The sequence below is a fragment of the Cobetia sp. UIB-001 genome, from assembly GCF_044789135.1.
Lineage (GTDB): Bacteria > Pseudomonadota > Gammaproteobacteria > Pseudomonadales > Halomonadaceae > Cobetia > Cobetia amphilecti.
Map to the genome: position 1 here is coordinate 2,650,695 of NZ_CP058244.1, position 19,750 is coordinate 2,670,444.

Annotated in this window: 19 protein-coding genes and 1 pseudogene; 7 read left to right on the top strand and 13 right to left on the bottom strand. The window is 63.5% G+C overall.

The window, feature by feature from the left end; all coding sequences use genetic code 11:
* Positions 1 to 18: 18 nt before the first annotated feature.
* From HA399_RS10980 to urtA, 11 genes are all read right to left on the bottom strand, one after another.
* A complete protein-coding gene (locus HA399_RS10980) occupies positions 19 to 720 on the bottom strand; it encodes an urease accessory protein UreF (protein ID WP_404324996.1) in 702 nt (233 codons plus the stop codon).
* Positions 710 to 1,327, bottom strand: coding sequence for an urease accessory protein UreE (gene ureE, locus HA399_RS10985; RefSeq protein WP_404324997.1), 618 nt, complete (start codon positions 1,325 to 1,327; stop codon positions 710 to 712). Before ureE ends, HA399_RS10980 begins: the two co-directional genes overlap by 11 nt.
* 22 nt (positions 1,328 to 1,349) lie before the next feature.
* Positions 1,350 to 3,053, bottom strand: a complete 1,704-nt coding sequence (ureC, locus tag HA399_RS10990) for an urease subunit alpha (RefSeq protein WP_279837279.1) — start codon at positions 3,051 to 3,053, stop codon at positions 1,350 to 1,352.
* Between the two features lie 158 nt (positions 3,054 to 3,211).
* Entirely contained in the window at positions 3,212 to 3,541 is a 330-nt protein-coding gene (locus HA399_RS10995) for an urease subunit beta (RefSeq protein ID WP_404324998.1), read from the bottom strand.
* A gap of 11 nt (positions 3,542 to 3,552) precedes the next feature.
* Entirely contained in the window at positions 3,553 to 3,855 is a 303-nt protein-coding gene (gene ureA, locus HA399_RS11000) for an urease subunit gamma (protein WP_024952521.1), read from the bottom strand.
* A 42-nt stretch (positions 3,856 to 3,897) separates the two neighbouring features.
* Positions 3,898 to 4,821, bottom strand: a complete 924-nt coding sequence (locus HA399_RS11005) for an urease accessory protein UreD (RefSeq protein ID WP_404324999.1) — start codon at positions 4,819 to 4,821, stop codon at positions 3,898 to 3,900.
* Positions 4,822 to 4,832: 11 nt separating this feature from the next.
* Complete coding sequence (urtE, locus tag HA399_RS11010; RefSeq protein WP_404326964.1) at positions 4,833 to 5,582, bottom strand: urea ABC transporter ATP-binding subunit UrtE; 750 nt, start codon at positions 5,580 to 5,582, stop codon at positions 4,833 to 4,835.
* Between the two features lie 47 nt (positions 5,583 to 5,629).
* Positions 5,630 to 6,457 carry an urea ABC transporter ATP-binding protein UrtD gene (urtD, locus tag HA399_RS11015; protein ID WP_175089551.1) on the bottom strand — a complete coding sequence of 276 codons (828 nt, stop codon included), beginning with the start codon at positions 6,455 to 6,457 and terminating at the stop codon, positions 5,630 to 5,632.
* Entirely contained in the window at positions 6,454 to 7,635 is a 1,182-nt protein-coding gene (gene urtC / locus HA399_RS11020; RefSeq protein WP_404325000.1) for an urea ABC transporter permease subunit UrtC, read from the bottom strand. Before urtC ends, urtD begins: the two co-directional genes overlap by 4 nt.
* Positions 7,636 to 7,638: 3 nt before the next feature.
* A complete protein-coding gene (urtB, locus tag HA399_RS11025) occupies positions 7,639 to 9,291 on the bottom strand; it encodes an urea ABC transporter permease subunit UrtB (RefSeq protein ID WP_404325001.1) in 1,653 nt (550 codons plus the stop codon).
* A 135-nt stretch (positions 9,292 to 9,426) separates the two neighbouring features.
* Positions 9,427 to 10,701, bottom strand: a complete 1,275-nt coding sequence (urtA, locus tag HA399_RS11030; RefSeq protein WP_192837858.1) for an urea ABC transporter substrate-binding protein — start codon at positions 10,699 to 10,701, stop codon at positions 9,427 to 9,429.
* A gap of 549 nt (positions 10,702 to 11,250) precedes the next feature.
* Here urtA and HA399_RS11035 point away from each other — a divergent pair.
* Entirely contained in the window at positions 11,251 to 11,472 is a 222-nt protein-coding gene (locus tag HA399_RS11035) for a GntR family transcriptional regulator (RefSeq protein ID WP_404325002.1), read from the top strand.
* On the opposite strand, the gene HA399_RS11040 is transcribed toward HA399_RS11035, so the two are convergent.
* Positions 11,434 to 12,120, bottom strand: a complete 687-nt coding sequence (locus tag HA399_RS11040) for a nitroreductase family protein (RefSeq protein WP_404325003.1) — start codon at positions 12,118 to 12,120, stop codon at positions 11,434 to 11,436. The two genes, HA399_RS11035 and HA399_RS11040, sit on opposite strands and share 39 nt — an antisense overlap.
* Positions 12,121 to 12,131: 11 nt before the next feature.
* Positions 12,132 to 12,944, bottom strand: coding sequence for an SDR family NAD(P)-dependent oxidoreductase (locus tag HA399_RS11045; protein WP_404325004.1), 813 nt, complete (start codon positions 12,942 to 12,944; stop codon positions 12,132 to 12,134).
* A gap of 387 nt (positions 12,945 to 13,331) precedes the next feature.
* On the opposite strand from HA399_RS11045, the gene HA399_RS11050 reads away from it, so the two are divergent.
* From HA399_RS11050 to HA399_RS11075, 6 genes and pseudogenes are all read left to right on the top strand, one after another.
* Positions 13,332 to 14,753, top strand: a complete 1,422-nt coding sequence (locus tag HA399_RS11050; RefSeq protein ID WP_404325005.1) for a PLP-dependent aminotransferase family protein — start codon at positions 13,332 to 13,334, stop codon at positions 14,751 to 14,753.
* 615 nt (positions 14,754 to 15,368) lie between these two features.
* A pseudogene (locus HA399_RS11055) lies at positions 15,369 to 16,750 on the top strand (cytochrome ubiquinol oxidase subunit I).
* A gap of 17 nt (positions 16,751 to 16,767) precedes the next feature.
* Positions 16,768 to 17,775: a cytochrome d ubiquinol oxidase subunit II gene (cydB, locus tag HA399_RS11060; RefSeq protein ID WP_136938923.1), complete on the top strand. Its 1,008-nt coding sequence runs from the start codon at positions 16,768 to 16,770 to the stop codon at positions 17,773 to 17,775.
* An 11-nt stretch (positions 17,776 to 17,786) separates the two neighbouring features.
* Positions 17,787 to 17,999 (top strand): DUF2474 domain-containing protein, encoded by a 213-nt coding sequence (locus tag HA399_RS11065; RefSeq protein ID WP_404325006.1) that lies wholly within the window; start codon positions 17,787 to 17,789, stop codon positions 17,997 to 17,999.
* A gap of 265 nt (positions 18,000 to 18,264) precedes the next feature.
* On the top strand, positions 18,265 to 18,729 hold the full coding sequence (locus HA399_RS11070) for a methylenetetrahydrofolate reductase C-terminal domain-containing protein (protein ID WP_024952503.1): 465 nt from the start codon (positions 18,265 to 18,267) through the stop codon (positions 18,727 to 18,729).
* Positions 18,726 to 19,739, top strand: a complete 1,014-nt coding sequence (locus HA399_RS11075; RefSeq protein WP_404325007.1) for a methylenetetrahydrofolate reductase — start codon at positions 18,726 to 18,728, stop codon at positions 19,737 to 19,739. Before HA399_RS11070 ends, HA399_RS11075 begins: the two co-directional genes overlap by 4 nt.
* Positions 19,740 to 19,750: the final 11 nt, after the last annotated feature.

The window sequence follows — 19,750 nt, forward strand, 5'->3', positions numbered from 1 at the left end:
AAGACAGGCGGCCTTGGCTCAACTCCTGAACAGACGGGAATATTGTGTTTCGTGCTGGGCGGAGGCGAGCGCCAACCCCGGCAATATCGGGCCAAGCTCATCATCCAAACGCGTGAGCGCCTGTGAGACGATTTCCACCACACGGGGTCGCAGCTGCTCGGTCAGGCGTTGGGCGGCGGTGTGCCCCAGCGGCATGGCCTTGCAGGCCACCGCCAGCTGATTCTCGAGCCAGGCCCAGGCGAAGCCGATCAAGGTCTGGCGCGGTGGCACCCCACGCTGATGCGCCACCCAGGCAAACACCGTCACGTAGCCGGGTGACTGCGGCATCAGCGAGCTTGGCGGTTCGAGCTCGAGACTTCTGAGCAGGCGCAGCAGCGCCGCCCCGAGACGCGCGTCCTCATCGCTGAGTTCGGCGGTTTCACGGGTCGCCTTGAGCCAGCCATCCCACTCGTCGAGCGCCGGTGCATCCCCCGCGGCCCACGCCTGCTGCAGACGCACCAACAGTGGCAGTTCGCAACGGCCGAGCCCGTCTTCCAGCACGCCGTCGATCCACTCGCCTAGCTCCTGCTCCTGAGTGACCCAGCCAAGCTCGAAGGCACTCTCCAGCCCCTGGGACCAGGCAAAGGCGCCGATGGGCAAGGCAGGGCTTACCAGCTGCAACAGCCCAAGCAGCGCCAGATCCTCCTGCGCCGGCAGGCCCGCCATGGCATCAGTGCTCATGCGTGTGCTCATGAGCGTGGTTGTGAGAATGGCCGTGGCTGTGCTCATGGTCGTGAGCATGTGAGTGGCCGTGTGAATGACCGTGAGAATGAGCATGCCCCTGCCCCGCCTGGGCATAGGCGCCCGGCTCAGGGTCAAAGGGCGCCTCATGATGGGTGAGGGTCGCGCCGAGGCGCTCGGCCAGTTCTTCCAGCACGTGATCCGGCGGGAAGCGCACCCAACCGGTTGCGCTCTTTCCTTCACTACCGGAAGCATCAGGCGTCTGCATGCCGATGGCGAGCTGCACATGGCGATTGCCCAGGTGATAGCAGAGCGCGGCCATCGGTCGCCCGGCGGCGATGTGGGCAGTCACTACCGGCTCATCCGCGGCGCGGATGCGGATCACCTCACCCTCGCGCGAGGCCAGCCGATCGCCATCACGCAGTACCGGACCGCGATCCAGAAACAGTCCGACCTCGCGCCCGCCGTCCGTGGTGGCACGCAGACGACCGCGGATACGCAGCTCCAGCGGCAGGGTCAGGGTGTCGAGGGGCTCGGCATCGGTGTGAGCGCTCGCTGGGTCGCCTGATCCACTGGCGTCTGGCAGGCGATGTATCAATTCCATCATGGCGTCAATCTCGAATAGGGAATCAGAACAGGTGATAGCGCTGGGCCAGTGGCAACTCGCTGGCGGGCTCACAGGTCAGCAGCTCACCGTCGGCGAAGACTTCGTAGGTCTCGGGGTCGACCTTGAGTTCCGGGCAGGCGTCATTGAGCTTCATGTCGCACTTGCGCACCTGACGCACGTCGCGGCAGGCAGACAGAGGACTGTCGAGCCCCAGCGCCTCCCCGACACCAGCCGTGAGCGCCGCCTGGGAGACGAAGGTCAGGCGCGTAGCGCTGGCCGCCTTGCCGAAGGCGCCGAACATCGGGCGGTAATGCACCGGCTGCGGTGTAGGAATCGAGGCATTCGGGTCGCCCATGGGTGCGGCAGCAATCATGCCGCCCTTGAGGATGCAGGCCGGTTTGACGCCGAAGAACGCCGGTGACCACAGCACCAGGTCCGCCAGCTTGCCGACTTCAATTGAGCCGACTTCATGGGCGATACCGTGGGTGATGGCCGAGTTGATGGTGTACTTGGCGATATAGCGACGCGCACGGAAGTTGTCGGTGCCGCGCTCGCTGTCCTCTGCCAGCAGGCCGCGCTGTTCGCGCATCTTGTGCGCCGTCTGCCAGGTACGGCAGATCACCTCGCCCACACGGCCCATCGCCTGGGAATCCGAGGACATCATCGAGATGACACCCAGGTCATGCAGGATGTCCTCGGCGGCGATGGTCTCGCGGCGAATGCGCGAATCGGCGAAGGCGACGTCCTCGGGGATGCTCGGGTCCAGGTGGTGGCAGACCATCAGCATGTCGAGGTGCTCATCCACCGTATTGACGGTGTAGGGACGCGTCGGATTGGTGGAAGACGGCAGCACGTTGGGCCGCGAGCAGGCGGTGATGATGTCCGGAGCATGGCCGCCACCGGCGCCTTCGGTGTGGAAGGTGTGGATGCAGCGGTCCTTGAAGGCCGCCAGGGTGTCCTCGACGAAGCCCGACTCGTTCAGGGTGTCGGTATGGATCGCCACCTGCACGTCATAGGCATCGGCGACGGTCAGACAGTTGTCGATGGAGGCCGGCGACGTGCCCCAGTCCTCATGCAGCTTGAGCCCGATCACGCCGGCCTCGATCTGCTGCTCAAGTCCCTGTGGCAGCGAGGCATTGCCCTTGCCGAGAAAGCCGATGTTCATCGGCAGGCTATCCACCGCCTGCAGCATCTTGCCGATATGCCACGGCCCCGGCGTACAGGTGGTGGCATTGGTGCCGGTGGCCGGCCCGGTGCCGCCGCCGAGCATGGTGGTGATGCCGCTCATCAGCGCCTCTTCCACCTGCTGAGGGCAGATGAAGTGAATGTGCGGGTCGACGCCACCGGCAGTGAGAATCTTGCCCTCACCGGCGATGATCTCGGTGCCCGGGCCGATCACGATATCCACGTCGGGCTGGGTATCAGGGTTGCCCGCCTTGCCGATGGCTGCGATGCGCCCGGCCTTGAGACCGACATCCGCCTTGACGATGCCCCACCAGTCCAGAATCAGCGCATTGGTGATCACGGTATCCATCACGCTGTCATCGGCGCGCTGGCTCTGGCCCATGCCATCGCGGATCACCTTGCCACCGCCGAACTTCACTTCTTCCCCGTAGTGGGTGAAATCCTTCTCCACCTCGATCCACAGCGCCGTATCGCCCAGACGCACGCGGTCACCGGTGGTCGGGCCGTACATGTCGGCATAGGCCTGTCGCGTTATCTTCATGGGTTGCCTCTTGATCCCTGAGCCGCAGCTTTTAAGCCAACGCTTCTGAGCTGCAGTTTCTAAGCCGCAATTTCTGAACTGCTGATGCCAGGTGTGCTCCGAACTGAATGCCCGTCAGCGCCATTGCCTGGCGCATTGAGGCAAAGGGCGTCGCACGCTCAGCGCTCGACACTGCCGTCATCCTTGAGTTGCCCCATCACCTCGCCGCGGAAGCCATAGATATGACGGCTGCCGGCGAAGGGAATCAGCGTAACGTCACGCGTCTGCCCCGGTTCGAAGCGAATCGCCGTGCCGGCGGCGATGTCCAAGCGCTGCCCGAGGGCGGCCTCGCGATCAAACACCAGCGCCGGATTGGCCTCGGCAAAGTGATAGTGCGAGCCGATCTGGATCGGTCGGTCGCCGGTATTGCCGACCGAGAGCTTGGTGCGCAGGCGGTCTTCACAGAGAGAGATCTCGCCGTCCGCCACCAGATATTCACCGGGAATCATGATTGCTCGCCTCACACGATGGGGTTGTGAACGGTCACCAGCTTGGTGCCATCCGGGAAGGTCGCCTCGACCTGCACCTCGGGAATCATCTCGGCGATGCCCTCCATCACGTCGTCACGGGTCAGCACCTCCGCTCCGCGCCCCATCAGCTCGGCCACGCTCAAGCCTTCGCGGGCGCCTTCCAGAATCTCGGCGCTGATCAAGGCGATGGATTCCGGATAGTTGAGCTTGAGGCCCTTGGCCTTGCGGCGTTCCGCCAGCAGCGCTGCGGTGAACAGCAACAGCTTGTCCTTGTCTCTTGGCGTCAGTTCCATGTCGTGGCTCTTGTGGTTGTCATTCAGTGGGGTCTGTCGAGATCAGGTCAGCCAGATACGTGGCACCTGCGCCTCAAGCCCCGTCATCAGAGGGCGCAGGAGCTGCCATGCCTGCTGGCACAGCGCCCAGGCCTCGTTGCGTTCATGGCCCAGATAGCGCAGCAGCAATACGCCTTCGCGACGTGTCACCGCCCAGCGCGGGGAAGCCGGCAACGCCTCACGCAGCGCCTCGATGGCCGCCGCCTCATCCTCGAGCCCGACCGCCCACAGCGTCGCCTGCACACTGCAACCGCCCTGCCCCCAGCGCCCGGTGAAGCGCGGATGCAGCGGGTCCAGCGACTGGCGCTCGATCCACACTGGCTTGCCGTCACGGGTCAGGCGAAAGCGTTGTTCGAGATGGCCGCTGACGAAGGGCAGCTCACCGACCGGGCGCCCCAGCGCCAGCACTTCCCAGCCCAGACAGCACGCAGAGCCGGCAAGCTCGAGGGTGGTGGTCTGCTCACCGCGCGAGCCATTGAAGGCCAGCGTCTCCTGAGGCAGCCATTCCAGGGTGGCCCCGTCGGCGACCTTGAGATGGGTATGCTGGCCCCAGGCCACGCCGTTGCGGTCCGCCTTGTAGAGCTTGGCCGCCGCCGGCGTGGTCAACAGCACATGCGCGCCCTCCTCCACCTCGGCCTCGATCTGCAGCGCATCGCCGCTGACCAGCCCACCGGGGGGATGCAGCAGATAGACGTGGCAGCAGCCGTGGCGGCCCTCGGGATAGAACGGCCGCTGCACGCGCAGCGGGCCATGATGACGTCTGCGCGTCAGGCGGGTGATGGCGCGCCCGGCATCACTGGTGTCGCGCGCATCAGCCTCGAACCGCAGCGCCAGCGCGGCCTGCCACTGGCGCTGGTCATCGAAGCGATGGCCGGAGGTATTGGCCTCACTGCGCGCGGCATCCGTCGCACCATCAGCGGGAATCACGCACCGGATCGTCATACGGTCAGGTGCTGCTTGATCAGTTCATCGGACAGCGCCGCGATCTCGCCTTCGGCTACCCGGCGGCCGCGATCCATGATCACGAAGCGGTCGGCGTACTTGCGCGCGAAGGGCAGCTTCTGCTCGACCATCAGTACCGTCAGGCCGTCTTCCTTGATCAGGCGGCGAATGACCTCACCGATCTGGGCGACGATATTGGGCTGGATGCCCTCACCGGGCTCATCGAGGATCAGGAGACGAGGTTCGATGACCAGCGCGCGGCCGATGGCGAGCTGTTGCTGCTGGCCGCCTGAAAGGTCGCCCCCGCGCCGGTGACGCATCTCCTTGAGCACGGGAAACAGCTCATAGATGCGCTCGGGAATCTGGCGCAGGCCATCGCGGCGCACGGCAAGCCCGGTGCGCAGATTCTCTTCCACCGTCATCATCGGGAAGATCTGCCGCCCCTGGGGGACGTAGCCGACACCCAGCCGCGCGCGCTCCTCGAGCTTGCGCCGCGTCAGATCAAGCGGCTCGTTGCTACTGGCATCGCGACCGGAATCGCTGCCACTGGCATCGCCATCGGCGCGGTACAGGAGCTTGCCGTCACGGACGCTCTCCTCACCCATGATGCATTTCATCAGCGTGGTCTTGCCGACGCCGTTGCGGCCCATCACGCAGGTACATTGCCCAACGGGAATCTCCAGCGTCAGGTCCCACAGCGTGTGGCTTTCCCCATAGAACTGGTTGAGCGTGTCGATGGTCAACAGCGGCGACTCGCCGCTCGGCATCGGTGCCTTGGTGTTCAGCGCTTGCGTCATCCGTCACTCTCTCCCAGGTAGACCTCGACGACTTTCGGGTCGCTCGATACCGCATCCATGCTGCCTTCCGCCAATACCGCGCCCTGATGCAACACCGTGACCTTGCGCGCGATGGAGCGCACGAAGCCCATGTCGTGCTCGACCACCACCACCGACTGGCGTCCCGCCAGGCTGGTCAGCAACTCCGCGGTGCGCTCCATCTCCTGCTCGGTCATGCCGGCCACCGGCTCATCGACCAGCAGCAGACGCGGCTTCTGCATCAGCAGCATGCCGATCTCCAGCCACTGCTTCTGGCCGTGGGACAGGATGCCCGCCTCGCGCGCATGCCACTCTTTGAGGTGAATCGTCTCGAGCACTTCCTCGATCCTGGCGCGGGTCTCGCCGCTCATGCGGGCCGCCAGCGTCGGAAAGATGCGCTTGTCGGTGGCCATGGCCAGCTCGAGATTCTCGAACACGCTGAGCGCCTCGAAGACGGTGGGCTTCTGGAACTTGCGCCCGATGCCCAGGGTGGCGATCTCGGGCTCACTCATGCGCAGCAGATCGTGCCGGCTGCCGAACCACACCGAGCCACTGTCGGGGCGCGTCTTGCCGGTGATGATGTCCATCATCGTGGTCTTGCCCGCGCCGTTGGGGCCGATGATGCAGCGCAGCTCGCCATCGTCGATGGTCAGGTTGAGGTCATTGATCGCCTTGAAGCCATCGAAGCTGACACTGACATCCTCCAGATAGAGGATCGGCCCGTGGGTCACGTCCACCGGCGAGATGCGCGGGGTCAGGAAGTCGAACACGCGGTCACGCGTGGCCATCTCTTTCAACAGGCTCATGCGGTGGCCTCCTCGATGGGACGGGAACCGGATGCCGATTCGGACGGCGGTTCGCTCTTCGCCGAGGACGACTGCGAGCGGCTGCCCCAGCCACGCTGGGCAAAGAGGCCAGCGATGCCCTTGGGCAACAGCACGGTGACCAGCACGAACAGGCCGCCGAGGGCGAACAGCCAGGCGTCCGGCATGATGCCGGTGAACACCGTCTTGGCGTAGTTGACGATCAGCGCGCCCAGCACGGCACCGTAGAGCGTCGCGCGGCCGCCGAGCGCCACCCACACCACCACCTCGATGGAGAACAGCGGCGAGAACTCGCCGGGATTGATGATGCCGACCTGCGGCACGTACAGCGCCCCCGCGACCCCGGCCAGCATCGCCGAGACCACGAAGATGAAGAGCTGGACACGTTCGACGCGGTAGCCCAGAAAGCGCGTGCGTGCCTCGGCGTCGCGACAGGCGATGCTCAGCCGCCCCAGCTTGGAGCCGACGATGCCACGACACAGCAGATAGCCGAGCCCCAGCGCCACGCCACTGGCGATGAACAGTGCGATGCGCACCGCATCCGTGCGCAGATCGAAGCCGAGAATTTCCTTGAAGTCGGTCAGGCCGTTGTTGCCACCGAAGCCCATCTCGTTGCGGAAGAACGCCAGCATCAAGGCAAAGGTCAGCGCCTGGGTGATGATCGAGAGATAGACGCCGGTGACGCGGGAGCGGAAGGCGAGGAAGCCGAACACCAGCGCCAGCAGCCCCGGCGCCAGCAGCACCATCAGGAAGGCGAAGGCCGGCATGTCGAAGCCCTGCCAGAACCACGGCAGCTCCTGCCAGTTGAGGAAGACCATGAAGTCCGGCAGTTCCGGATTGCCATAGACGCCGCGGTCGCCGATCTCGCGCATCAGATACATGCCCATGGCGTAACCGCCCAGCGCGAAGAAGGCGCCGTGGCCCAGACTGAGAATGCCCAGGTAGCCCCAGACGAGATCCACCGCCACCGCCAGCAGCGCATAGCACAGGTACTTGCCCAGCAGGGTGACGGTGAAGGTGCTGACATGCAGCGGATGCCCCTCGGGCAGCAGCACATGCAGCAGCGTGATCGCGAGCACTGACAGCGTCAGCACCGCGAGGAAGATCTGGGTGGAGCGCTCCGTGAAGGGGCGCGCCAGCCAGGAACGTGAATCAGGCATGGATCAACCCTCCGCGGCGCGGCCCTTCTGCGGGAAAAATCCCCGCGGGCGCTTTTGAATGAACAGGATGATGAAGACCAGCACCACGATCTTGGCGAGAACCGCACCCGCCCAGGGCTCGAGGAACTGATTGAGCAGCCCCAGCGACATGCCGGCCACCAGCGTGCCCCACAGATTGCCGACCCCGCCGAACACCACGACCATGAAGGAGTCGATGATGTAGTTCTGGCCCAGGTTCGGCCCGACGTTGGTGATCTGGGAGAGCGCGACACCGGCCAGGCCGGCCACACCGGAGCCCAACGCGAAGGTCATGATGTCGACACGGGTTGCCTTGATGCCCATCGAGCGCGCCATGGCCCGGTTCTGGGTCACCGCCCGCACCTCGAGGCCGAGACGGGTACGGCGCATGATCAGCATCAGACCGGCGAACACGAACAGCGCGAAGCCGATGATGTAGAGGCGATTGAGCGTCAGTGACAGCGCCTCGTTGATCATCAGCGAGCCACTCATCCACTCCGGCGTGACCACGATGCGATTCAAGGGCGAGATGGTGGTGCGCACCAGCTGCTGCAGGATCAGGCTGATGCCGAAGGTGGCCAGCAAGGTCTCCAGCGGGCGCCCCTTGAGGTGCTGGATGACGCTGCGCTCGATGATGACGCCCACCGCCGCCGCGACCAGAAAGCCCGCCGGAATCGACAGCAGCAGCGCCAGCCCCGGCTGCCCCGGCAGCAATTGCTGCATGCCCCAGGTGGTGTAGGCGCCCAGCATGATCAGTTCGCCATGCGCCATGTTGATCACGCCCATGACACCGAAGGTGATGGCAAGCCCGATGGCGGCCAGCACCAGTACCGAGCCCAACGAGAGGCCGAAGTAGAGCGTCTCGAGCCCGCTGTTGAGCTGAAGCTTCTGCTCGATACCGGCCAGCGCCACCTTGGCGGCCTGGGCCAGCTGCGGATCATCACTCGCCGCGGCGCCATTGATGGCAGCGATCGCGGCGGCGTTCAGGCTGCCGGAGAGCGTCTCCAGCGCCGCGGGGTCGCCATCGGCCTCCAGCTGCTGGATGGCGAGCGCTTCCTTGAGCGTGGCGCGGATAGCGTCATCGCCTTCCTTCTCGATCAGGCTCGGCAACCGCTCGGCCATGGCCTCATCGACGCTGCCGCGCAGGCCGCGCGCCGCCGCGAGTCTGACCTCGGCATCCGGCGAAGACAGGTCGATCATCGACAGCACGCCATCGATATGCCCACGCAGCGAGTTGTTGCTGCGCAGTGTCTTCAAGTCGCGGCGCGAGACCTTGCCCGCCGATTCTCCCGACAGGGCGTCGGAAACGGCCCATTCGCGGCCACGATTGTTGTCGATGATCAAGAAGCGCTCGGCGTCCTTGAGACGAGCCAGCTTGCTGGCAGAAAAGGCTTCCAGCCAGCCACGTGCACGTGCATCGCCGCTCATCGCGATTTCATCGATCACGGCTGGCTTGGCCGGGTTGCGTGCCTCGGCAAGCCGGGTCAACAGGGATTGGGCAGCGCCGTCGGACAGGCGCGCTGACTGGCCAGTCGCGGACTCGGACTGGGCAGCGGCAAACAGGGGGAATGACAGAAGACAGACCAGCAGCATCCACTGCCAGCACCCGCGGTACATCGTTGCAACGGAGATAGACATCAAGAAGGCCATCCATGGTGAACGCGCAAAGGCGTCATCAGTCTCCGAGGGCATCGCGGCTTCGGAGACTGACACTCAACGAGGCGGCATGCAGGTGAGCCAGCACGCCGCCTCGCTCTCAGAACGTGCTACGCATCATTGCGCCGCAACGCTCTGTTGAGCCCCACAGGAATGGGTCACGACATTGTAGTTGCCGCATTCCATCGGCTTGCGCCAGTCACTGATCAGGTCCTTGGAACCTTCCAGATAGTCAGACCACGCATCGCCTGCCACGGTGGACGGGGTCTGCCAGACGACGGAGAACTGGCCGTTGTCCTGGATCTCGCCGATCAGCACCGGCTTGGTGATGTGATGATTGGGCATCATGGTGGCGTAGCCGCCGGTCAGGTTGGGCACCGAGACACCGATGATGGCGTCCTTGACCGCATCGACCTCGACGCTGCCGGCCTTGCGCGCGGCTTCCATCCACATGTTGAAGCCGATGTAGTGGGCTTCCATCGGGTCGTTGGTGACCGCATCTTCCTTGCCGGTGTAATCGATCCACTCATCGATGAAGTCGTAGTTGGTGTCGCTGTCCACGCTCATGAAGTAGTTCCAGGCGGCCAGGTGGCCGACCAGCGGCGCGGTATCGATGCCCGAGAGCTCCTGCTCGCCCACCGAGAAGGCCACCACCGGGATGTCCTCGGCATTGATGCCCTGGTTGGCCAGCTCACGATAGAACGGCACGTTGGCATCGCCATTGATGGTGGACACCACGGCCGTCTTCTTGCCGGCACTGCCGAAAGACTTGATGTCCGAGACGATGGACTGCCAGTTGGAATGACCGAAGGGGGTGTAATTGACCATCACATCCGCGTCCGCCACGCCCTTCGACTTGAGGTAGGCGGCCAGAATCTTGTTGGTGGTACGCGGATAGACATAATCCGTGCCCGCCAGCACCCAGCGCTCCACGCCCACGTCGTTCATCAGGTAATCCACTGCCGGAATCGCCTGCTGATTGGGCGCCGCTCCGGTATAGAAGACGTTCTCCGAGGACTCCTCGCCCTCATACTGCACCGGGTAGAACAGCAGGCCGTTGAGCTCCTCGACCACCGGCAGCACCGACTTGCGCGAGACGGACGTCCAGTTGCCGAAGATCACGTCGACCTTGTCCTGTGCCAGCAGCTCACGCGCCTTCTCGGCGAACAGCGGCCAGTTGGAGGCCGGGTCGACCACGACAGGCTCCAGCTTGCGTCCCAGCAGCCCGCCCTGCTCGTTCTGCTTCTCGATCAGCATCAACATGGTGTCTTTCAGTGTCGATTCACTGATCGCCATGGTGCCGGACAGTGAGTGTAGGATGCCGACCTTGATCGGCCCCTCTTCTGCCTGGGCGACATTGGCCAGCGAGAAACCGACACAGGCGGATAGCATTGCGGCAGCGATTTTCTTGTTCACGACATTCCCTCGTGTCTTGTTGTACTTGTTGTCCCGGCTGAGGTAGTGCAATCGATGTGCCAGCCGCACACTGACGCCGCCGGCCAACGGCCAGACAAGAAAGCGACAGCGGTGAGATAGAAGAGAGACAGGGAGAGAGACGGGCACAAAGACAGGGAGAAAGACTGGGCAAAAACAGTGGAAAGACCGAGAAAGGATGAAGAGAAACGCGAGACATGATGAGAGCGAGCGAAGCACAGCGACACTGCTCAAGCGCAGCACTGCACCAGGATGATGCGCCCATCACCGACCCTCGCCTTGCCTTGCACCAGATAGGTGAGAAGAGCGCTGGGCGTGGCTCTGTGCGTGGTGCAGGGCGTGGCGCTCGCCCCGATAGAGCCTCCGGCCGAACGAAAGCGAGGGAAGCTAATGACATTGGTGCATCCACTACGACGCCCAAACGTCACTGTCTATCGACACTGCGGTATCCTTGCCCTCTCTCTTGCCCTCTCCCTTTCACTCTTCCACCCCGTCAGGAAATCCCCCATGAAGCGTTATGAACGCTTTGCCGCCAAGATCTCCAACCTGATTCGTACCGGCATTCTCGCGCCGGGTGAGCGCGTGCCGTCGGTGCGCCAGGCCAGCAAGGCGCATGGCATCAGCCCCTCTACCGTCTTTCAGGCGTATTACCTGCTGGAGAATCAGGGCCTGATCAGTGCGCGGCCGCGCTCAGATCCGCTTCACCACATCCGCCAGCTTGAGGCGTGACTTGGGTACCTGCGAGTTGAAGTCCTCGGCATGGTGATAGCCCACTGCCAGCGCGACATCACAGAGGTGCCCGTCCAGTTCCGGGGCGAATTCCTGTGCCACCAGCTCGCTGTCGATGCCTTCCATCGGGGTGGCGTCGATACCGAGTCTGGCGAGCACATGCAGGGCGCTGCCCAGCGCGATGTAGGTCTGGGCCTTGGTCCAGCTGGCGGTGCTTCCGTCGGCGTCGGTATTCATCTCGACGAAGGCATACTTGGCCAGCGCCGCCTCACGTCGCTCGGCAGGCGTATGAAGATTGGCGATGTCTTCCTCCACCACACGGCGATAGGCCGCAGGCGAGTAGGCAGGGTCATGCGCCAGCAACAGGATGTGCGAGGCCTCACGAACGTGGCGCTGGTTGTACTGGAAGTTGCGCGCGAAGGTACGCTCCATGCGCATCCTGGCGGTCTCGCTTTCCAGCGCGATGAAGCGCCAGGGCTGGGAGTTGATCGAGGAAGCGGACAGGCGCAGGGCCTCGTAGAGCACCTCCATGTCCTCGGCGGCGACCTTGCGGGTCGGGTCATAGCGCTTGGAGGTCTTGCGTGTGCGCAGGTCAGTGAGAATCTGCTCGCGGGTCGCGATCCGCTGTGCATCGACTGGCTGAGTCATGGCCGTTCTCCTTAGAGAGTCTCGAGAGACATGGCAAAGTTGGGCTGACCATTGGACGCCGTGACACCACCATCGACCGGCAGATTCACGCCATTGATGAAGCTGGCTTCGCTGCTCAGCAAGAAATAGATGGCCGCGGCCACTTCGTGGGCCTTGGCGGCTCTTCCCAGCGGAATGCGATTGCGGAACATGGCCATGACCTTGTCATCCTCGGTCACGAAGGACGTCATGTCGGATTCCGTCAGCGTCGGAGCGACGGCATTGATCCTGACGCCCTGACTGCCCAGCTCCAGCGCGAGCGAGCGGGTGAAATTGGTGACGGCGCCCTTGGCCGCATTGTAAGGACTGAAGCCCCAGTCCCCCGCGAGCCCGGACACGGACGAGACATTGACGATGGCGCCGCCAGCCTCCTTCAGGTGCGGCAGCGATTTCTGGATGGTGTTGAACACACCCTCGACATTGATTGCCATCGAGGCGCGCCAGTCTTCCAGCGAGACCGTCTCGATGGCGCCGCCGAACGGGACACCGGCGCTGTTGACCAGGCCATCCAGGCGCCCGAAGCTCTCGATATGACTCGCCACGAGGCGTTCGACATCCGCGGCCTGGCTGACATCGCCCTGCACCACGACGACCCGCTCAGGCTGAGCGAGCGAGTCGCGCATGGCCTCGAGTTTCGCCAGATTGCGTCCGAAGAGCGTGACGTTCCAACCGTTGTCGATGAGCTTTCGGGCTGTGGCAGCGCCCATACCGGAGCCACCGCCAGTGATGATGGCAGAGAGATGGCTGGAAGATTGATGGTCGGAAGAGAGACGAGTGGTTTGCATGCGGGTACCTGCTTGAAAGACAAGAGCGTGCGAAAGAGAGCACGACACGACGAGGTGTCATCGCTCTCCACGAATGCCACCAAGGTATGAGATAGCGCCGCACGGATAAATATCATCAGCGTGAGATGAGTTGTGAGGAAAACTGATGAATCAGCATTCACTTATCCCTATTCTGCAACGCTGCGGTAGCAATAGCTGATCCCCCGCTCGGCAAGCGCCTCGGCCCTGAGCCGCCCGACCGCGTGCTCCTCCAGAGACGGCTTGCACAATGCACAGCCACAGCCACCGATCATGCGATGACGTCGCCGCTTCGGTATCCTTGCCCTCTCCCTTTCACTCTCTCTTGCCCTCTCCCTTTCACTCTTCCACCCCGTCAGGAAATCCCCCATGAAGCGTTATGAACGCTTTGCCGCCGAGATCTCCAACCTGATTCGTACCGGCATTCTCGCACCGGGTGAGCGCGTGCCGTCGGTGCGCCAGGCCAGCAAGGCGCATGGCATCAGCCCCTCTACCGTCTTTCAGGCGTATTACCTGCTGGAGAATCAGGGCCTGATCAGTGCGCGGCCGCGCTCGGGGTATTTCGTGCGTGACAATGCCTCGCGGATACTCGATGAGCCGCATGTCGCCCTGCAGCAGCAAGCCCCTTCCGATGTCGCCGTCAGTGAACTGGTGTTCTCGGTGCTGGGCTCACTGCGTGACAACGACACCGTCCCCTTCGGCTCTGCCTTCCCGAGCCCGGAGCTCTTCCCCCTCGCGCGGCTTGCGACCAGCATGACGCGTGGGCTGCGCCAGCTGTCATCGCATGCCGTGATCTCCGACATGACCACAGGCCATCCTGACCTGTGCCGGCAGATCGCTCAGCGCTACATGGTCAACGGCATGCAGCTGCCGACAGAGGAGCTGGTGATCACCAATGGCGCCATGGAGGCGCTCAATCTCGGCCTGCAATGTGTCACCCAGCCAGGGGACCTTGTCGCCATCGAGGCGCCAGCCTTCTATGCCACGCTTCAGGTGCTTGAGCGGCTCAAGCTGCGCGCGGTGGAAATTCCGGTACATCCGCGTGACGGGATTGATCTCGAGGTGCTCGAGAATCGTCTGGAGACGCTGCCCATCAAGGCCTGCTGGTTCATGAGTCATCTGCAGAATCCGCTGGGGGCCAGCCTGAGCGATGCACGCAAGGCCCAACTGTATGCGCTGCTCTGCCGTCATCAGCTGCCGATGCTGGAGGATGATGTCTACGCGGAACTGTACTTCGATCAACGTGCCGAGGTGTCGCCCCCGCAACCCGTCAAGGCGCTGGATGTCGAGGGCCTTGTGATGCACTGCGGGTCATTCTCCAAGTGCCTGGCGCCGGGCTATCGGGTGGGCTGGATATCCGCGGGGCGGCATACCCGGGAGATTTCACGCCTCAAGTTGATGACAACCATCTCGCCATCGCTGCCTGCCCAGGTGGCCCTGGCCGACTATCTTCAGCACGGCGGCTACGACCGCCACCTGCGCAAGCTACGCCTGGCGCTCGAAACCCAGCAGACGGCCATGCTGGCAGCCATTGATCGCTACTTCCCCGCAGACACCCGCGTCACCCATCCCCACGGGGGCTATTTCCTGTGGTGCGAGCTTCCCGAGCACATCGACTCGCTGGCCCTGTTTCAGCAGGCGCTGGCCCACGGCATCAGTCTGGCGCCGGGGCCCATCTTCTCGGCCACCCAGGGCTTCAATCATTGCATTCGCTTGAGCTACGGCCACCCATGGGACGCGGCATCAGAGCGCGCCATGCAGACATTGGGTGAATTGCTCAAGGCAGCCTGAAACGCGGACCGCTCAGACGATATGCGAGGTGCGAAGAGCGAGGTGCAAAGAGCGAGGTGCGAGGCGCGAGGCGCGAGGCGCGAGATGTAAGGAATGCCTTGAGTATGTGCGCGCATGAGTGCGCGCAAATGCCGCAGCCCTTGCGGCCGCCTTGCCATACAGTCATCACGCGTTATCCGCTGGGGCGAAAACAGCCTTTTGCGGCGCATGTCACTCGCGCGCCAGCCGCTTGCCACGCCTGGAGGTCGCACCTTGTTGCGTACCTTGATTGCACGCCCTGATGACGCACGCGTACCCCTTAAGGATGCGCCAGAGCCCGCCATGGCGGGGCCTGCCGCCAAGGGCGATACGACAAGCAGCTGATCCCGTCATGGTGCTGACGTGAATCAGAGTGCGCCCTCCTGCCCGGCTCGCCTTGCTGGCTGCTCTCCATACCACCTGGCTGGCCGGTTGACTGGCTCACGGGCAGTTAACGACTTACCAAGATTCAGCTTGCAACTGATATGGTTTTTTCTCGCACAACTGAGCCTGTTATGGCTTCCGGTGGCTCCCTAGAGTAGCGGCGAAGATTCAGGCAGGGCCGTCCCCCTTGCCGCCTACTCAGGAGACATTGCCATGTTCGGCACCGAGGCCATCGACCTGGCCAGGATACAGTTCGCCTTCACCATCTCGTTTCACATCATCTTCCCGGCCATCACCATTGGCCTCGCCAGCTATCTGGCGGTGCTGGAAGGCATGTGGTTGAAGACAGGCACACAGGTCTACCGCAACCTCTATCATTTCTGGTCGAAGATATTCGCGGTCAACTTCGCGATGGGCGTGGTGTCAGGGCTGGTTTCTCGGCCTTTGCCGGCAGCGTGACCGGACCACTGCTGACCTATGAAGTGCTGACCGCCTTCTTCCTCGAAGCCGGCTTCCTCGGCGTGATGCTGTTTGGCTGGAATCGCGTCGGCCGCGGCCTGCACTTCTTCTCGACCTGCATGGTGGCGCTCGGCACCCTGGTCTCGATGTTCTGGATCCTGTCGTCCAACAGCTGGATGCAGACCCCACAGGGGCATGAGGTCATCGATGGCATCGTCGTGCCGGTCGACTGGTTCGCGATCGTCTTCAACCCCTCCTTCCCCTATCGCCTGGCCCACATGGCACTGGCCTCCTTCCTGAGCACCTCGCTGTTCGTCGCTGCCTCCGCCGCCTGGTTGCTGCTCAAGAAACGCGACACCCCGGAAGTGCGCAAGATGCTGGTCATGGCGGTGCTGATGTTGATGGTGACCGCCCCGCTGCAGGCCTTCGTCGGCGACATGCATGGCCTGAATACGCTCAAGCACCAACCGGCCAAGATCGCGGCCATCGAAGGGCATTGGGACAACAGCCATGGGGAACCGGCGCCGTTGATCCTGTTCGGTGTGCCCGACATGCAGCGCGAAGAGACGCGCTTCGCACTCGAGATTCCAGCTCTCGGCAGCCTGCTGTTGATGCATGACATCGACAAGCAGGTACCGGCGCTCAAGGACTTCCCCGCCGCGGACCGCCCCAATTCGACCGTCGTGTTCTGGAGCTTCCGCCTGATGGTCGGCCTGGGTCTTGCGATGATTCTGCTCGGCCTCTCCGGTGTCTATCTGGCTCGCAAGGGCAGGCTCTTCACCTCGCGGCGCTGGCTGAGGCTGGCCGTCGCCATGGGGCCGGCCGGTCTGATCGCGATACTCGCGGGTTGGTTCACCACCGAAGTCGGCCGCCAGCCGTGGGTGATCTACGGCTTGATGAGAACGGAAGATGCCGTCTCTGCCCACAGCGCCGTTCACCTCAGCATCAGCCTGGCGGCCTTTGTCACGGTCTACTTCATCGTCTTCGGCACGGGGATCAACTACATCTTCAAGCTGATCAAGAAAGGGCCTGCGGGTGATGACAGCCACGCCCCCAGCGGCGGCCCCGGCAAGCCACGTACACCTTCCCGCCCACTGTCGGCCATCGAGGAATCTCTCGACGGCACCACTCACTGACCGGAGCGATGAACGCTATGGGTATCGACCTTTCTGTCATCTGGGCGGGCATCATCCTGTTCGGCCTGATGATGTACGTAATCATGGACGGCTTTGATCTGGGCATCGGCATCCTCTTCCCGTGGGTGGAGGAAAAGGTGGACCGCGATGTGATGATGAATACCGTGGCGCCCGTGTGGGATGGCAACGAGACATGGCTGGTGCTGGGCGGCGCGGGGCTTTTTGCAGCCTTTCCGCTGGCCTACGCCGTCTTGCTGGAAGCCCTGAGCATTCCTCTTGTCGCCATGTTGATCGGCCTCATCTTCCGCGGTGTCGCCTTCGAATTTCGCTTCAAGGCCTCGGACGCGAGCCGCCACTGGTGGGACAAGGCCTTCGTGGGCGGCTCGGTGCTGGCCACCTTCAGTCAAGGCGTCGCACTGGGAGGCTACATCCAGGGCATCGCCTTCGATGGGGTTCACTTCAGCGGCGGTTCGCTGGACTGGTTGTCACCCTTCCCGCTGTTCTGCGGTGTGGCGCTGCTGTTCACCTATGCATTGCTCGGCAGCACCTGGCTGATCATGAAGACCGAAGGCATTCTCCAGGCGCGCATGTTTGCCCTGACGCGCCCGCTGACGCTGTGGGTATTGATCATGATCGCGGCCGTCAGTCTGTGGACTCCGCTGGCGCACCCCGCCATCGCCGAGCGCTGGTTCACGCTGCCGCAGCTGTTCTGGTTCCTACCGGTGCCAGTGCTGGTAGTGCTGGCCGGTTATGCGCTGATCCGCGCCGTCGCCCTTGAATATCATGCCCAGCCCTTCCTGCTGGTGCTGGCCTTGATCTTCCTGGGCTACAGCGGTTTCGGCATCAGCATGTGGCCTGACATCATTCCCGGTCATGTGACGATCTGGGAAGCGGCCTCTCCGCCCCAAAGCCAGGGCTTTGCCCTCGTCGGCACGCTCTTCATTCTGCCGATCATCCTGGTGTATACGGCGTGGAGCTACTTCGTGTTCAAGGGCAAGGTCCGTCATACCGATGGCTACCATTGAGAGGTGCTGACATGACATCCCCGACTCGCGAGACACATTCAGCGCCACTGCATGCCCCCACAACCAGACTCGACGACGAGCCATCCGGGACGCCCGCGCGCCCGGCCAGCTGGCTCAGCAAGATCGGCTGGCTGGTGGTGATCTGGGGAGGCAGCGTAAGCGCGCTGGGCCTCGTCTCTCTGGCACTGCGCCGCTTCATGCAGGCCGCGGGCCTTACGCCCTGACAGCAGTGAAAGAAGACATGACGTAGGCAAAAAAAAGACGCCGGAGCAGTGAATGCTCCGGCGTCTTTCTTGGTTTCAGGGGCTTTCTTGGTTTCGGAGGATTCTTGGCCTCGGTCCAAGCAACGATGCCTTTCCCCGCTTATCCTGCGCCTTTCGATAGTGATGCTGTCGCCCACGGGATGTCGGCCCGGGTGGCGGCCGTGCGAAGATAGCGCTCCAGAACGCCCAGGGCGTTACCCCCGCCAGGTTTTGACAGGAGGCATGCGTGTATTCGATTCGTCTGTGGGCCGCACGTCACGCACGACTGCTGGAGCTCACCTATCAGGCCGTCGAGCCGGTGATCATCAAACTGCAGCCGCTGTGGAAGTCCGTCGGTTACGCACGCGCCGAGAAGCCCGTCGCCAGGCTGGAGCAAGCCTGCAAGGGCTTGCTGTTTGACTGTCAGATGTGTGGCCAGTGCATTCTGAGTTCGACCGGCATGTCCTGCTCAATGAACTGCCCCAAGCACCTGCGCAACGGCCCCTGCGGCGGTGTCATGCAGAATGGCAACTGTGAAGTCGAGCCGGACACGCGCTGCGTCTGGGTGGAAGCCTGGGAAGGCAGCCAGCGGATGAAGGACAGCGACGCGATCCAGATCGTGCAGTTGCCGGTGGACCATCGCCTGCAGGGCACCTCATCCTGGTTGCGCGTGGCCCGGCAAGCCGCTGAGCGCCGAGAGAGCCTGAAATGACCTCCAGACTCACTATCCCCGACAGCCCCCAACTGCCACCTGCCGAACGCGACGGCAACGTCGGTCGCCTGGAGCGAGTACTTCGCAGCGGTCAGTTTGCCGTTACCGCCGAGCTGGCGCCGCCCGACTCGGCCGATCCACAGGAGGTGCATGCGCGCGCGCAGCTGTTTGCCGGCCATGTGGATGCCATGAACGCCACCGATGGCTCGGGTGCCAACTGCCATATGTCGAGCGTAGCGATGTGTGCCCTGCTGGCCCGCGAAGGCCATGAGACGGTGATGCAGATCTCGTGTCGTGACAGAAACCGCATCGCCATTCAGGGCGATGTGCTGGGGGCTGCGGCGCTGGGCATCCGCAACCTGCTGTGTCTGACCGGGGATGGCGTGCAGGTCGGGGATCACCCCGAGGCCAAGCCGGTGTTCGATCTCGACTCCCTGTCGCTGCTGGAAATCGTCGCCGGGCTACGTGACAAGCACGCCTTTGCCAGCGGGCGAACATTGACCTCAGCGCCCCAGGTATTTCTGGGCGCAGCCGCCAATCCCTTCGCCCCGCCCTTCGCGTTTCGCCCTCACCGTCTGGCCAAGAAGATTGCCGCCGGCGCCCAGTTCATCCAGACACAGTACTGCTTCGACCTGCCGCGCTTTCAGGACTTCATGCATCGCGCCCGTGATCTGGGCCTGCTGGAGAAATGCTTCATCCTGCCCGGCGTCGGCCCGCTGGCCTCGGCACGCACCGCCGAGTGGATGCGCCGCCATGTTCCCGGCGTACATATCCCGGATGACGTGCTCAAACGCTTGGAGGGAGCCCGGGATCAGAAGGCGGAGGGCCGTGATATCTGCATCGAGATGATCCAGCAGCTGCGTGAGATCGAGGGCGTCAGCGGCGTGCATATCATGGCGCACCGTCAGGAAGCCTTCGTGCCCGAGATCATCCAGCGCGCGGGCATTCTGGGGGCGCGTAGGCAATACTCGCCGCAAGCCCCGCTGGGCGCTACACCGCCCATTGGCTGATATGTCTGCGG

What these genes read in the sequence shown, in the direction of transcription:
- ureC (WP_279837279.1), bottom strand. Translation starts at nt 3,053, where the DNA reads ATGAAGATAACGCGACAGGCCTATGCCGACATGTACGGCCCGACCACC.
- urtC (WP_404325000.1), bottom strand. Translation starts at nt 7,635, where the DNA reads ATGCCTGATTCACGTTCCTGGCTGGCGCGCCCCTTCACGGAGCGCTCC.
- ureA (WP_024952521.1), bottom strand. Translation starts at nt 3,855, where the DNA reads ATGGAACTGACGCCAAGAGACAAGGACAAGCTGTTGCTGTTCACCGCA.
- HA399_RS11075 (WP_404325007.1), top strand. Translation starts at nt 18,726, where the DNA reads ATGACCTCCAGACTCACTATCCCCGACAGCCCCCAACTGCCACCTGCC.
- HA399_RS11065 (WP_404325006.1), top strand. Translation starts at nt 17,787, where the DNA reads ATGACATCCCCGACTCGCGAGACACATTCAGCGCCACTGCATGCCCCC.
- HA399_RS10980 (WP_404324996.1), bottom strand. Translation starts at nt 720, where the DNA reads ATGAGCACTGATGCCATGGCGGGCCTGCCGGCGCAGGAGGATCTGGCG.
- HA399_RS11050 (WP_404325005.1), top strand. Translation starts at nt 13,332, where the DNA reads ATGAAGCGTTATGAACGCTTTGCCGCCGAGATCTCCAACCTGATTCGT.
- urtB (WP_404325001.1), bottom strand. Translation starts at nt 9,291, where the DNA reads ATGTCTATCTCCGTTGCAACGATGTACCGCGGGTGCTGGCAGTGGATG.
- HA399_RS10995 (WP_404324998.1), bottom strand. Translation starts at nt 3,541, where the DNA reads ATGATTCCCGGTGAATATCTGGTGGCGGACGGCGAGATCTCTCTCTGT.
- HA399_RS11040 (WP_404325003.1), bottom strand. Translation starts at nt 12,120, where the DNA reads ATGACTCAGCCAGTCGATGCACAGCGGATCGCGACCCGCGAGCAGATT.
- urtA (WP_192837858.1), bottom strand. Translation starts at nt 10,701, where the DNA reads ATGCTATCCGCCTGTGTCGGTTTCTCGCTGGCCAATGTCGCCCAGGCA.
- HA399_RS11045 (WP_404325004.1), bottom strand. Translation starts at nt 12,944, where the DNA reads ATGCAAACCACTCGTCTCTCTTCCGACCATCAATCTTCCAGCCATCTC.
- urtD (WP_175089551.1), bottom strand. Translation starts at nt 6,457, where the DNA reads ATGAGCCTGTTGAAAGAGATGGCCACGCGTGACCGCGTGTTCGACTTC.
- cydB (WP_136938923.1), top strand. Translation starts at nt 16,768, where the DNA reads ATGGGTATCGACCTTTCTGTCATCTGGGCGGGCATCATCCTGTTCGGC.
- HA399_RS11035 (WP_404325002.1), top strand. Translation starts at nt 11,251, where the DNA reads ATGAAGCGTTATGAACGCTTTGCCGCCAAGATCTCCAACCTGATTCGT.
- ureE (WP_404324997.1), bottom strand. Translation starts at nt 1,327, where the DNA reads ATGATGGAATTGATACATCGCCTGCCAGACGCCAGTGGATCAGGCGAC.